This window comes from Nonomuraea rubra, assembly GCF_014207985.1.
Classification (GTDB): Bacteria; Actinomycetota; Actinomycetes; order Streptosporangiales; family Streptosporangiaceae; genus Nonomuraea; species Nonomuraea rubra.
This window is the reverse complement of the sequence record NZ_JACHMI010000001.1, coordinates 11,449,827-11,461,915: the sequence shown is the minus strand read 5'-3', so window position 1 is coordinate 11,461,915 and position 12,089 is coordinate 11,449,827. Positions and strand designations below refer to the sequence as shown.

16 protein-coding genes are annotated in these 12,089 nt (G+C 68.1%); 15 read left to right on the top strand and 1 reads right to left on the bottom strand.

Translation table 11 applies throughout. The features are described from left to right. Positions 1 to 2: 2 nt before the first annotated feature. The 15 genes from rpmD (at position 3) to truA (ending at position 9,696) form a co-directional block, all read left to right on the top strand. Complete coding sequence (rpmD, locus tag HD593_RS52265) at positions 3 to 185, top strand: 50S ribosomal protein L30 (RefSeq protein ID WP_080043226.1); 183 nt, start codon at positions 3 to 5, stop codon at positions 183 to 185. Between the two features lie 2 nt (positions 186 to 187). Next, positions 188 to 643 (top strand): 50S ribosomal protein L15, encoded by a 456-nt coding sequence (gene rplO / locus HD593_RS52260; protein WP_185110302.1) that lies wholly within the window; start codon positions 188 to 190, stop codon positions 641 to 643. 170 nt (positions 644 to 813) lie between these two features. After that, complete coding sequence (gene secY, locus HD593_RS52255; RefSeq protein WP_185110301.1) at positions 814 to 2,118, top strand: preprotein translocase subunit SecY; 1,305 nt, start codon at positions 814 to 816, stop codon at positions 2,116 to 2,118. After that, positions 2,118 to 2,768, top strand: a complete 651-nt coding sequence (locus tag HD593_RS52250) for an adenylate kinase (RefSeq protein ID WP_185110300.1) — start codon at positions 2,118 to 2,120, stop codon at positions 2,766 to 2,768. The genes secY and HD593_RS52250 overlap by 1 nt, the downstream gene beginning before the upstream one ends. Before the next feature lie 111 nt (positions 2,769 to 2,879). Beyond that, positions 2,880 to 3,689, top strand: a complete 810-nt coding sequence (gene map, locus HD593_RS52245; protein WP_185110299.1) for a type I methionyl aminopeptidase — start codon at positions 2,880 to 2,882, stop codon at positions 3,687 to 3,689. A 15-nt stretch (positions 3,690 to 3,704) separates the two neighbouring features. Beyond that, positions 3,705 to 4,139 (top strand): DUF1707 SHOCT-like domain-containing protein, encoded by a 435-nt coding sequence (locus HD593_RS52240; protein ID WP_185110298.1) that lies wholly within the window; start codon positions 3,705 to 3,707, stop codon positions 4,137 to 4,139. A gap of 102 nt (positions 4,140 to 4,241) precedes the next feature. Then, a complete protein-coding gene (locus tag HD593_RS52235; protein ID WP_185110297.1) occupies positions 4,242 to 4,634 on the top strand; it encodes a hypothetical protein in 393 nt (130 codons plus the stop codon). A 280-nt stretch (positions 4,635 to 4,914) separates the two neighbouring features. After that, complete coding sequence (gene infA, locus HD593_RS52230; RefSeq protein ID WP_012887858.1) at positions 4,915 to 5,136, top strand: translation initiation factor IF-1; 222 nt, start codon at positions 4,915 to 4,917, stop codon at positions 5,134 to 5,136. A 24-nt stretch (positions 5,137 to 5,160) separates the two neighbouring features. Next, complete coding sequence (gene rpmJ / locus HD593_RS52225) at positions 5,161 to 5,274, top strand: 50S ribosomal protein L36 (RefSeq protein ID WP_003956441.1); 114 nt, start codon at positions 5,161 to 5,163, stop codon at positions 5,272 to 5,274. Between the two features lie 214 nt (positions 5,275 to 5,488). After that, the gene (gene rpsM, locus HD593_RS52220) at positions 5,489 to 5,869 is read left to right on the top strand and encodes a 30S ribosomal protein S13 (protein WP_043623489.1); all 381 of its coding nucleotides are present in this window, start codon (positions 5,489 to 5,491) and stop codon (positions 5,867 to 5,869) included. Positions 5,870 to 5,911: 42 nt separating this feature from the next. Further along, positions 5,912 to 6,316 carry a 30S ribosomal protein S11 gene (gene rpsK, locus HD593_RS52215; RefSeq protein ID WP_020542285.1) on the top strand — a complete coding sequence of 135 codons (405 nt, stop codon included), beginning with the start codon at positions 5,912 to 5,914 and terminating at the stop codon, positions 6,314 to 6,316. A 23-nt stretch (positions 6,317 to 6,339) separates the two neighbouring features. Then, positions 6,340 to 6,966: a 30S ribosomal protein S4 gene (gene rpsD, locus HD593_RS52210; RefSeq protein ID WP_185110296.1), complete on the top strand. Its 627-nt coding sequence runs from the start codon at positions 6,340 to 6,342 to the stop codon at positions 6,964 to 6,966. 106 nt (positions 6,967 to 7,072) lie between these two features. Continuing rightward, a complete protein-coding gene (locus HD593_RS52205) occupies positions 7,073 to 8,089 on the top strand; it encodes a DNA-directed RNA polymerase subunit alpha (protein WP_043623495.1) in 1,017 nt (338 codons plus the stop codon). A 95-nt stretch (positions 8,090 to 8,184) separates the two neighbouring features. Beyond that, entirely contained in the window at positions 8,185 to 8,736 is a 552-nt protein-coding gene (gene rplQ / locus HD593_RS52200) for a 50S ribosomal protein L17 (RefSeq protein WP_185110295.1), read from the top strand. Between the two features lie 78 nt (positions 8,737 to 8,814). Then, complete coding sequence (truA, locus tag HD593_RS52195) at positions 8,815 to 9,696, top strand: tRNA pseudouridine(38-40) synthase TruA (protein WP_185110294.1); 882 nt, start codon at positions 8,815 to 8,817, stop codon at positions 9,694 to 9,696. On the opposite strand, the gene HD593_RS52190 is transcribed toward truA, so the two are convergent. Beyond that, complete coding sequence (locus tag HD593_RS52190; protein WP_185110293.1) at positions 9,661 to 12,069, bottom strand: hypothetical protein; 2,409 nt, start codon at positions 12,067 to 12,069, stop codon at positions 9,661 to 9,663. The genes truA and HD593_RS52190 overlap by 36 nt on opposite strands. Positions 12,070 to 12,089: the final 20 nt, after the last annotated feature.

The following is a 12,089-nucleotide window of genomic DNA, read 5'->3' as shown; positions in this document are numbered from 1 at the left end:
TCATGGCACGCCTGAAGATCACTCAGGTTCGCTCGAAGATCGGTGGCAAGCAGAACCAGCGTGACTCGCTGCGTTCGCTTGGCCTGAAGCGAATCGGCGACGTCGTCGTCAAGGAGGACCGGCCCGAGATTCGCGGGATGGTCTCCGTGGTGACGCACCTCGTCGAGGTGGAAGAGGTCGACTAGTCATGACTGACAAGGCTCCGCTCAAGATTCACGACCTGCGTCCCGCCCCCGGCGCCAACAAGTCGAAGATCCGCAAGGGTCGCGGCGAGGCGTCGAAGGGCAAGACGGCCGGTCGCGGCACCAAGGGCTCGCACGCCCGTACGACGGTTCCCCTCGGCTTCGAGGGTGGCCAGGTGCCGCTGCAGAGGCGTCTGCCGAAGCTCAAGGGCTTCTCCAACGCCCTGTTCAAGACGACCTACCAGGTCGTCAACCTCGACAGGATCGGCGAGCTGTTCCCCGAGGGTGGCGAGGTCACCGTCGAGGGTCTGGTCGCCAAGGGTGCTGTTCGCAAGAACCAGCTCGTGAAGGTGCTCGGCACCGGCGAGATCTCGGTCGCGGTGAACGTGACGGCTCACGCCTTCTCGTCCTCCGCGAAGGAGAAGATCGCCGCCGCCGGTGGTTCCGTTACCGAGCTGTAGTAACGCTATGACGAGGCGTGGGGGCTTTGACAATGGGCCCCCACGCCCGTAGTGCGTTAGAGTTCGCGAGACGGCAGGCTTCTGTCCGGCTCGTTTGACATGAGACTTCAGATGGCAGATCCCCGCACCATCGCTTACTCACACCGCCGTAAAGGCGCGCAGGAGGGACCGTGCTGACCGCGTTTACCCGGGCGTTCCGGACACCGGACCTGCGCAAGAAGTTGCTCTTCACCCTGGGCATCATCGCGCTTTTCCGTCTCGGCTCGGTTCTTCCGACCCCGGGAGTCCACGTCCAGAACCTCGCCGCCTGTTTCGACCAGGCTCGGAGTGGCGACACCGGCAACATCTACGGGATGGTCCAGCTCTTCAGCGGCGGTGCGCTGCTGAAGCTTTCCGTGTTCGCGCTGGGCATCATGCCGTACATCACCGCGAGCATCATTCTCCAGCTGCTCGTCGTGGTCATTCCGCGACTCGAAGCGCTGAAGAAGGAAGGCCAATCCGGCCAGACCAAGATCACGCAGTATACGCGTTATCTGACCATCGGGCTCGCGGTTCTGCAGTCCACCGCCTTCATCGCGCTGGCCCGTACCGGCCAGCTCTTCCCGAACTGCCAGCAGGACGTCCTGCTCGACCCCGACAACATCTTCATGATCGTGACGATGGTGGTCATCATGACCGCCGGTACGTCGGTGATCATGTGGCTGGGTGAGCTCATCACCGACCGCGGTGTCGGCAACGGCATGTCGATCCTGATCTTCACGCAGGTCGTCGCGGTCTTCCCCTCCGAGCTGGCCAACATCTTCCAGGCGAACAAGTTCACCTTCGCCGTCGTCATGGTGGTCGGCGTCTTCATGATCGCCGCGGTCGTGTTCGTCGAGCAGGCCCAGCGCCGCATCCCGGTGCAGTACGCCAAGCGCATGGTGGGCCGCAGGATGTACGGCGGCACCTCCACCTACATCCCGCTGAAGGTCAACCAGGCCGGCATCATCCCGGTGATCTTCGCGTCGTCCCTGCTCTACCTGCCGCAGCTGATCACGTCGCTCTTCCAGACCAGCGACAACGTGGTGATCACCTGGATCTCGCAGAACCTGGCCACGGGCGACACCCCGATCTACATGGCCACGTTCTTCCTGCTGATCATCTTCTTCACCTACTTCTACGTGTCGATTACGTTCAACCCCACTGAAGTCGCCGACAACATGAAGAAGTACGGTGGATTCATTCCGGGCATCCGCCCCGGCCGTCCGACGGCTGAATACCTGAACTTCGTGCTCACCCGTCTGACCGCGCCTGGCGCGCTCTATCTGGGTCTGATCTCCATGGTCCCGATCGTCGCGCTGGCGGTGGCCGGTGCGAGCCAGAACTTCCCGTTCGGAGGGACGAGCATTCTGATCATGGTAGGCGTCGGCCTGGACACGGTGAAGCAGATCGAGAGCCAGCTGCAGCAGCGTAACTACGAAGGTTTCCTGCGGTAGTGCGTCTCGTTCTGGTCGGGCCCCCCGGAGCGGGTAAGGGGACACAGGCCCAGTACATCGCATCGAACCTGTCCATCCCGAAAATCTCGACAGGTGACATCTTCCGTGCCAACGTCTCCGGCGGCACGGACCTTGGCAAGCTGGCCAAGACGTACATGGACCGTGGCGACCTGGTGCCCGACGAGGTCACCATCGCCATGGTCCGTGACCGTCTGTCCGAGGACGACGCGCAGGACGGGTTCCTGCTCGACGGCTTCCCGAGGAACGTCGCGCAGGCGGAGATCCTGCGCGACATGCTCAAGGACTGGGGCCAGGCGCTCGATCTCGTTCTGGAGCTCGTGGTCGACGACGACGAGGTGGTCAGGCGGCTCGCCGGCCGGCGCACCTGCAGCCAGTGCGGCCGCATCTGGCACGTCGAGTTCGACGACAAGAAGGACGACAAGTGTGACGCGTGCGGGGGCGCGCTCTTCCAGCGTGACGACGACAAGGAGGAGACCGTCAGGCACCGCCTGGAGGTCTACCAGGAGCAGACGGCACCGCTGGTCTCCTACTACGCCGACGAGGACATCCTCGTGGGCGTCGACGCGACAGGGCCGGTCGAGGAGGTCACTCAGCGGGCCATGGACGCGATCCGGCCGTTCCTGGGCTAGTCCAGTTACGACCGATTTGCGGAGGTGGCACGGGTTTCCGTGCCACCTCGCGGCTATTGTGGGGGGAATTGGGCCCCCACCGTGGCCCGTTGAGACCCAGGGGGGCAGAAGATGTTCAAACGCAACAGACACGGCATCCAGATCAAGTCGCCGGAGCAGCTCGAGAAGATGCGGGCCGCGGGCCTGGTGGTCGGGCGCACGCTCGACCTGCTCAAGCGCTCGGTCGAGCCCGGCATGACGCCGCTCGACCTCGACGTCATCGCCGAGAAGGCGATCAGGGGCGAGGGCGCGATCCCGTCGTTCAAGGGCTACCAGGGCTTCCCCGCCACGATCTGCGCGTCGGTGAACGACGAGGTCGTTCACGGCATCCCGACGGACGCCCGCAAGCTGCGCGAGGGCGACATCATCTCCATCGACTGCGGCGCGATCCTGGAGGGCTGGCACGGCGACTCCGCCGTCACGGTCCCGGTCGGCGAGGTGGACCAGAAGCTGACCGAGCTGATGCGGGTCACGGAGGAGGCCATGTGGCGCGGCATCGCCGCGCTGAAGCCCGGCCGGCACCTGTCCGACATCGGGTACGAGGTCGAGCGCTACGTGAAGTCCCAGGGCCGCTACGGCATCCCTCCCGAGTACGGCGGCCACGGCATCGGCACCGAGATGCACATGGACCCGTGGATCGCCAACCACGGCAAGCCCGGCCGCGGCCCGGCGCTGGAGGAGGGCATGTGCCTGGCCATCGAGCCGATGGTCAACCTCGGCACCGAGCGCACCCGCGTGCTGGCCGACGACTGGACCGTCGTGACGATCGACGGTAAGCACTCCGCACACTTCGAACACAGCGTGGCCGTGACACATAATGGTCCTTGGGTGCTTACCGCCCTGGATGGGGGCGAATCGCGCCTGGCTCAACTTCAGCTCTAGCCGGGAGTGATTGGGATGGCGAAGAACAGCCCCGAGATGCGTGCCTCCGACGCCGACCGAGACCGGGTCGCTGCCATCCTCCGCGAGCACACGGCGCAGGGCCGCATCACGATGGACGAGTTCAACGAGCGGCTCGAGAGCCTCTACCAGAGCAAGACCTACGGTGAGCTGGCCAAGCTGACGTCCGACCTGCCCGACGTGGACCTGCGCCACCTGCCGGTCAAGGCGGGCGCGGCGGCCAAGCCGCAGCAGCAGGGCATGCACAGCGGCATGAAGGCGGCCTGGAGCGCCTGGGCGGCGGCCAGCGGCATCAACTGGGTGATCTGGCTGATCGTGAGCATCACGTCCGGCGACCCCGCCTACCCCTGGCCGCTGTGGGTGATGGGCCCGTGGGGCGTGATCCTGCTGGTGAGCACCATCTTCGGGGACAGCAGGCCGAAGCGTACGTAGGGGCTCTGTGCAGTAGTGCACTGTGTGAATTCCTGCGCAGTGCGGACAGGCCCGGCTTCCTAACGTGAGCTGTGTCGGACCACGACTCACGGAGGAACCCACATGCGCAAGGTCCTTGCAGCCACCGCTCTCGCCGGCTCGATGGTGTTCGCCGGCCTCGCCGCAGCCCCCGCCGCCCAGGCCGCCACGCAGGCGACCGGGTCGCTGGGGAGCTGGGGCCCGTACCACTCCAGCGGCAAGAAGGCCTACACCTACGGCAAGACCTACAAGTCGGGCAAGAAGGTCTACACCCACTGGTACGGCAAGGAGTACACGCCGAAGTACGGCTACGTCTGGTTCAAGTACTACTCCGGCGGCAAGTGGTACAAGTTCTACAAGAAGTGGGACGGCTCGCACCACGGGGTGTGGTCGGGCAAGGGGATCAAGAAGGTCTACACCTGGACCTGCTGGGGCGGGAAGTACGCGTACTGCGGCTCGCAGCACCGCATCTACTGATGGACCCCACACGGACGGGCCCGCCGGGAATCTCCGGCGGGCCTCGCGCTGTGCGCGTCAGGCATTGGAGGCGTGGGGTACACTCACTCATGGTTGTGTCAGGACACCTGGCACGCGTTTCGCGTTTTGGGCTCAGGTGTCGTACACTCCTTAGTCGGCTCACTATGACTTTCCACGCGTCGGCGATCCTTGCCGATCGTCGCTCTCTTCGAAGCGTGAAGGTCGCGGCTGCGTAGTGAACCGGAGCCTCAGACGACCGATCAGTGAAACGCGAGGAATTTTGGCCAAGAAAGACGGCGCCATCGAGATCGAGGGCACTGTGGTCGAATCGCTCCCGAACGCCATGTTCCGGGTGCAGCTCGACAACGGCCACAAAGTCCTGGCCCACATCAGCGGACGCATGCGGATGCACTACATCCGAATCCTTCCCGATGACCGGGTCGTTGTTGAGCTGAGCCCCTACGACCTGAGTCGTGGGCGGATCGTCTACCGATACAAGTAAAGACGTCTGAGGACACGAAGGACAATGAAGGTAAAGCCGAGCGTCAAGAAGATCTGCGACAAGTGCAAGGTGATCCGCCGGCACGGTCGCGTCATGGTGATCTGCGACAACCTGCGCCACAAGCAGCGCCAGGGTTAGTCGCCGCAAGGCTTCTCCGAGTCCGCCCCATCAGGGAGCGGGCTCGATCCATGAGGAGCCTGCATCAAGTAGTCGCGTCTCACACCTGAACAGGCAGTGCTCTCGCTGAACCGTTCAGGAGACCCCCGGTCGGAGGCCGGGGCCCTCACCCCGGGCATTGGGGAGGGGTAGTGCGGCGCAAGACCTCCGCCACAAAGAAGGAGAATGCCCGACCATGGCTCGCCTGGTTGGCGTCGACCTCCCCCGCGACAAGCGGCTGGAGATCGCTCTCACCTACATCTACGGAATCGGCCGCACCCGCGCCCAGGAGATCCTCCAGGCCACCGGCGTCAGCGGCGATCTCCGCGTGCACCAGCTCTCCGACACCGAGCTCGTCCCGATGCGTGACTACATCGAGGCGAACTTCAAGATCGAGGGTGACCTGCGCCGCGAGGTTCAGGCCGACATCCGTCGCAAGATCGAGATCGGTTGCTACCAGGGCATCCGGCACCGCAAGGGCCTGCCCGTGCACGGTCAGCGCACCCAGACCAACGCGCGTACCCGTAAGGGCAAGAAGAAGACCGTCGCCGGCAAGAAGAAGCCCGGTAAGAAGTAGTCCCGCGCCGCGGACCGAAGACCTCAGGAGTGAAGGCAAGCAATGCCTCCTAAGAGCCGCCAGGGTGCGCCGAAGAAGGTGCGCCGCAAGGAGAAGAAGAACGTCGCTCATGGGCACGCCCACATCAAGAGCACGTTCAACAACACGATCGTCTCGATCACGGACCCGAACGGGAACGTGATCTCCTGGGCCAGCGCCGGCCACGTGGGTTTCAAGGGCTCCCGTAAGTCCACCCCGTTCGCCGCCCAGATGGCCGCCGAGAACGCCGCCCGCCGCGCCATGGAGCACGGCATGCGCAAGGTCGACGTCTTCGTCAAGGGCCCCGGCTCCGGCCGTGAGACCGCGATCCGCTCGCTGCAGGCCACCGGCCTGGAGGTGGGCTCGATCCAGGACGTCACCCCGGTCCCGCACAACGGTTGCCGGCCGCCGAAGCGCCGCCGCGTCTGAATTAGCCCAGGAGATACAGAGAAATGGCTCGTTACACGGGCGCGGACTGCAAGCTCTGCCGTCGCGAGAAGACCAAGCTCTTCCTCAAGGGCAGCAAGTGCGAATCCGCCAAGTGCCCCATCGAGATCCGTCCTTACCCGCCGGGTGAGCACGGCCGCGGACGCCCCAAGGAGTCCGAGTACCAGCTTCAGCTTCGTGAGAAGCAGAAGACCCGCCGCATCTACGGCGTCCTCGAGAAGCAGTTCGCGAACTACTACGAGGAGGCCACCCGCAAGACGGGCAAGACCGGTGAGGTGCTGCTCCAGATCCTGGAGAGCCGCCTCGACAACGTCGTCTACCGCGCCGGTTTCGCCCAGTCGCGCGACGCCGCTCGCCAGCAGGTCCGCCACGGGCACATCACGGTGAACGGCAAGAAGGTCGACATCCCGTCGTACCGCGTGCGCGAGCACGACATCATCGAGGTGCGCGAGACCAAGCGCAACCTCCTGCCGTACGAGGTGGCCCGCGCCACCGCCGGCGAGCGCACCGTGCCCGCGTGGCTCGGTGTCGTGCCCGAGAAGCTCCGCGTCCTGGTTCACCAGCTGCCGGTCCGCCAGCAGATCGACACCCAGGTCCAGGAGCAGCTCATCGTCGAGCTCTACTCGAAGTAAGTAGTCACCGGTCCGGTCGGGGTGCGGCACGCCGCATCCCGACTAGGCTGTTTTTATCGGAGTGGCGTCATATAGCGGTCGCCACACGAAACCAGGGGAGACCCACATGCTGATCGCTCAGCGTCCGACTCTTCTCGAAGAGTCGATCGACGAGACCCGGTCCCGGTTCGTCATCGAGCCGCTGGAGCCGGGCTTCGGTTACACCATCGGCAACTCTCTGCGCCGCACGCTGCTGTCGTCCATCCCGGGCGCGGCCGTGACGAGCATCCGCATCGAGGGCGTGCTGCACGAGTTCTCGACCGTTCCCGGGGTCAAGGAAGACGTCACCGACATCATCCTCAACCTCAAGGAGCTGGTCGTCTCCTCCGAGCACGACGAGCCGGTCGTGATGTACCTGCGCAAGCAGGGCCCGGGCGAGGTCACCGCCGCCGACATCGCGCCTCCGGCCGGTGTCGAGGTGCACAACCCCGAGCTGCGCATCGCCACGCTGAACGGCAAGGCGAAGCTGGAGATGGAGCTGACCGTCGAGCGCGGTCGCGGCTACGTCTCCGCCGCGCAGAACAAGCAGCCGGGCCAGGAGATCGGCCGGATCCCGATCGACTCGATCTACTCCCCGGTCCTCAAGGTCACCTACAAGGTCGAGGCGACCCGAGTCGAGCAGCGCACCGACTTCGACCGCCTCATCCTCGACGTCGAGACCAAGCCGGCCATGAAGCCCCGCGACGCGGTGGCCTCCGCCGGTAAGACCCTCGTCGAGCTCTTCGGCCTGGCCCGCGAGCTCAACGTCGAGGCCGAGGGCATCGACATCGGCCCGTCGCCGACCGACGCCGCCCTCGCGGCCGACCTGGCGCTGCCGATCGAGGAGCTGAACCTCACGGTCCGCTCCTACAACTGCCTCAAGCGCGAGGGCATCCACACCGTGGGTGAGCTCGTCGCCCGCAGCGAGCAGGACCTGCTCGACATCCGCAACTTCGGCGCCAAGTCGATCGAAGAGGTCAAGCAGAAGCTGCACGAGATGTCGCTGGCGCTCAAGGACTCCCCGCCCGGGTTCGACCCGAGCGCGGTGGCCGGCGGCGGCTACGACGACGACGACAGCGCGTACGTCGAGACCGAGCAGTACTGATTCCCAGATAGCGCGGGCCCCCGACCCGGGGGCCTGGCGGCCCGACCCCGGTACCTGGTACGGCCGGAGCGGGTGAACTCCCAAGGAGAACTAACATGCCCAAGCCCACCAAGGGTGCACGTCTTGGCGGCAGCCCGGCGCACGAGCGGCTGATCCTGGCCAACCTGGCCACGGACCTGTTCCGCCACGGCAAGATCCGCACGACGGTCGCCAAGGCCAAGCGCCTGCGCCCGCTGGCGGAGCGCCTGATCACCAAGGCGAAGAAGGGCGACATCCACAACCGGCGTCAGGTCCTGACCGTCGTTCGGGACAAGGGCGTCGTGCACCACCTGTTCACCGAGCTCGCGGTGACGTTCGCCGAGCGGCCCGGTGGCTACACCCGTATCACCAAGATCGGCCCGCGTAAGGGCGACAACGCCCCGATGGCGGTCATCGAGCTGGTGACCGAGCCGCTGGGCGGCGTCACCACCCGCCGCACCGAGGCCCCGGCTGCTGCTCCGGCCGCCGCCCCGGCCGAGGAGGAGACCAAGGCCGAGGCCGCTGAGGAGGCCCCCGAGGCCGCCGCCGCTGAGGAGACCAAGGCGGAGGCCGCCGAGGCTCCCGCCGAGGGCGCCGAGGCTCCTGAGGCGAAGAAGGACGAGGCCTGATCTTTCAGGCTGGATGAGATGGGCCCGGATCCCCTCGCGGGGGTTCGGGCCCTTTTCCATAGGTGAGGGAGAACCATCGTGGTACGGCTCCGCCTCGATCTCGCGTACGACGGGACCGGCTTCTCCGGATGGGCCAGGCAGCCGGGGCTGCGTACGGTCCAGGGGGAGATCGAGCAGGCGCTCGGCCGGATCCTGCGGCTCGACGGGCCCGCCATGCTGACCGTGGCCGGGCGTACCGACGCCGGGGTGCACGCGCGGGGGCAGGTGGCCCACGTGGACGTGCCGGAGGCGGCGCTGGGGGAGCTCGACGGGAACCGGGGGCGCCTGGGCGTCGATGAGCGGCTCGCTGCGCTCGTGAGACGGCTCGGCGGGGTCCTGGAGCCAGATGTACGGATTTATCGGGTCTCGGTGGCTCCTGAGGGCTTTGACGCACGGTTCTCCGCGATGTTCCGGCGGTACGCGTACCGGGTGGGTGACGCTCCCGGCGGCGTCGACCCGCTGCGGCGGCGCGAGGTGGTCTGGCACAACCGGCCCCTCGACCTCGGGGCGATGAACGCGGCCGCGTCGCGACTGATCGGCGAGCACGACTTCGCGGCATTCTGCAAGAAGCGCGAGGGCGCCACGACGATCAGGGAGCTGCAGCGGCTGGACTGGGCCCGGCAGCCGGACGGGGTGCTGGAGGCCACCGTGGTGGCCGACGCGTTCTGCCACTCGATGGTGCGGGCGCTGGTCGGGTCGCTGCTGGCGGCCGGTGACGGGCGGCGGCCCGTGGAGTGGCCCGGGCAGGTGCTGACGGCGGCCGTACGGGACTCCGGGGTGCACGTCGCGCCCGCGCACGGGCTGTGCCTGGAAGAGGTCGGATACCCGCCGGAGCCGGAGCTCGCCGCGCGGGCGCGGGCCACGCGGCGAGTGCGGACGGCGGCCTCAGCCCTTGGTGATGCGGCGCTCGAGCACGAGTGAGGTCTGGTCCCTGAACGCCCCGCTGACCTTGGGCAACGTCTTGTCCTTGGCCTCCGGCGTGTGGCCGTCGGCGTGGGTGGCGTAGCTGAAGACGATGTAGCGGCCCCAGACCAGGCCCGAGGCGTAGCCGCCCGCGATGTGCACGCGCTCGCCGCCCGACTTCTCCGGGCCGGGCAGCGGGCGGAACCAGATGTTGCGGGAGAGGTTCTTCGCCTGGTCGGCGGTGGCGGCGGCGTTCCTGTCAGGCAGGACGGCGATGCCGGTGGTGACGGCGTAGCGGCGCTTGCTGTCGACGTACGTGGCCCTCAGGACCCGGCTGCACTTCTGCTCCTTGAGCGCGTCGGCGAACTCGCCCGTGGCGGCCTTCTCGCAGGTCGTCTCCATGTCGGCCTTGACCCTGGTGAACGTGGTGCCCGCCGCGCCGACCTTCTTCTTCGGGAACGCCTCCGACAGCGACAGCTTCTGCGGGTCGGTCTGCTCGGAGTTGAGTATCGACGTGCCGGCGGCGTCCGGCGGCGGGGTCTGCGCGGTGGCGGCGCTCGGTGGCGCGGTGGAGCGGGCCGCGGCCGTGGTGGGCGGGGCGCCGCTCACGGCCTGGAAGGCGAAGAAGCCGCCCGTCGCCACGCCCGCCAGGGCCAGCGCGCCCAGCGTCACCAGCAACGCCCGCTTGCTCTTCGCCGGTGGTGGGGGTGGGGGCGGGGTCTGGAACGGGGGCTGCTTGAACGCGCCCGGCGGGAAGGCCGGGCCGCCTGCCGGGGGCCGGGGGAGGTCCAGCGAGGTGGACGGGCGCTGGCCCCAGGTTTCTCTGGAGAAGGGGAGCTCGGGCAGTTTGTCACCGGTGGGGGGTGTGGGGGGCCAGACGGGTACGTCGCCGGGCTCCGGGGGGCGGGTGGACTGGTTCGCGTTGGGGTCGAAGTAGTGGGCCGGGGGCTGGTCGGCGGCGGGGTCTTCCGTGGCGACGGGGGCGCCGAGGGGTGGGGGGTGGGCGCCCGGGGCGGTCGGGAAGGGGAGGGCCAGGCGGGTGTCGTCCGGCTCCAGGTCTTCCTGGTGGCCGGTGGGGGGCTGGCCCTGGGCGGGGGCCGGTGGGGTGCCTTGGCCGGTGCCCGGCGTGGAGCCTTGGCCGGTGCCCGGCGTGGGGCCTTGGCCGGGGCTCGGGTGTGCGGCGTCCTGGGCGGTGCCTTGGCCGGGGCTCGGCTGGGTGGCGGGCGGCTCGCCGTCGGGCGGTGTCGTGGCGTCCGTGGTCAGGAAGGCGGGGCGGGGGCCGGTGGGGTTGGTGGCGTCCTGCTCGGTGGGGGCGGGTGTGCTCTGGGCCGGGTGGTGGGCGGCGTCCAGCTTCGCGGCCTCGGGGTCGAAGTAGTGGGCCGGGCGGGCGAAGCCCTCGGGGTTGGTGGCGTTCGGGTCGAAGGGCGGGGGGAGGCTCGGCTCGTCAGGCTCGGCCTCCAGCTCGCCCGTGGCGGCCGGCCAGGGTGGCATGGCGTGCGGGTCCGAGATGGGGGCGGGCCAGGCCGGCATGCCCGCCGCTGCGGCCGTGAACGCGGGCGGCGGCTCCCACGGCGGCGCGCCCGGCACCACCGGCTCCGCCGGCCACCGGCCCAGGTCCTGGCCGGGGTCGTGCTCCTGCTGGTCCCAGGGGCGGATGTCCTGGATGCGGCCCGGGCGGGTCTGGTCGTCGTCCGCCTGCCACGGGTGGTCGGACTCGGGGGTGCCGAAGGGGGTGAAACCGGTCGGGGGCGCGGCGAACGGCTCCTGGTACGCGGGCGGGGTGAAGGGCTGGTGGGCAGGTGCCTCCTGGGCGCCCTGCGCGTCGAAGGGCTGGTCGGCAGGTGCGTTCTGCGGGAGGAAGTGCTGGTCCTGCTGAACGTCATGCGGGTGGACGTGCTGGTCCTGCTGAACGCCCTGCGGGTGGACGGGCTGGTCCTGCTGAACGCCGTGGGCGCCGTGGGGCTGGTCCGCCTGGGGAACCTGCGTGCCATCCTGCGCGGTCGGCGGCTCCCAGGTGGGCGGCTGCGGGGCGAAGGCGTGATGGCCGGTGGGTGGTTCGGGGGACTGGTGCTGTCCGCCGAAGGCGTGCTGGTCGGGCTGTGGGGGACCGGAGAGGCCGTGGTCGGGGTGGGTGGGGTCGGAGAACCAGTCGTACGGGGCGGCGTCGTCGCCCGGCACTTCCCATGGCTGGGCGCCGGGCGACGTCTCCTCGTCGGAGGCCGATCCCTGGAGGACGGGTGGGACGGGAGCGTCCGCCTCGCCGGATGGAGCGAACGCCGCTGGAACGTCTTGCCCGTCGGTCTGGCCGAAGCTCGGCGGTGGCGTCGCGGGTACGGCCGAGCGGTCGGCTTCCCTGCGATCGTGCTCAGACCCGGGTTCCTGGCCACGCATAGCTGGAGCCTAGCGAGAGT

Bases quoted from the DNA above. Each gene is read 5' to 3' on its own strand.
- rpmD (WP_080043226.1), top strand. From the start codon at position 3: ATGGCACGCCTGAAGATCACTCAGGTTCGCTCGAAGATCGGTGGCAAG.
- rplO (WP_185110302.1), top strand. From the start codon at position 188: ATGACTGACAAGGCTCCGCTCAAGATTCACGACCTGCGTCCCGCCCCC.
- map (WP_185110299.1), top strand. From the start codon at position 2,880: ATGTTCAAACGCAACAGACACGGCATCCAGATCAAGTCGCCGGAGCAG.
- HD593_RS52240 (WP_185110298.1), top strand. From the start codon at position 3,705: ATGGCGAAGAACAGCCCCGAGATGCGTGCCTCCGACGCCGACCGAGAC.
- HD593_RS52235 (WP_185110297.1), top strand. From the start codon at position 4,242: ATGCGCAAGGTCCTTGCAGCCACCGCTCTCGCCGGCTCGATGGTGTTC.
- rpmJ (WP_003956441.1), top strand. From the start codon at position 5,161: ATGAAGGTAAAGCCGAGCGTCAAGAAGATCTGCGACAAGTGCAAGGTG.
- rpsM (WP_043623489.1), top strand. From the start codon at position 5,489: ATGGCTCGCCTGGTTGGCGTCGACCTCCCCCGCGACAAGCGGCTGGAG.
- rpsK (WP_020542285.1), top strand. From the start codon at position 5,912: ATGCCTCCTAAGAGCCGCCAGGGTGCGCCGAAGAAGGTGCGCCGCAAG.
- rpsD (WP_185110296.1), top strand. From the start codon at position 6,340: ATGGCTCGTTACACGGGCGCGGACTGCAAGCTCTGCCGTCGCGAGAAG.
- HD593_RS52205 (WP_043623495.1), top strand. From the start codon at position 7,073: ATGCTGATCGCTCAGCGTCCGACTCTTCTCGAAGAGTCGATCGACGAG.
- rplQ (WP_185110295.1), top strand. From the start codon at position 8,185: ATGCCCAAGCCCACCAAGGGTGCACGTCTTGGCGGCAGCCCGGCGCAC.
- HD593_RS52190 (WP_185110293.1), bottom strand. From the start codon at position 12,069: ATGCGTGGCCAGGAACCCGGGTCTGAGCACGATCGCAGGGAAGCCGAC.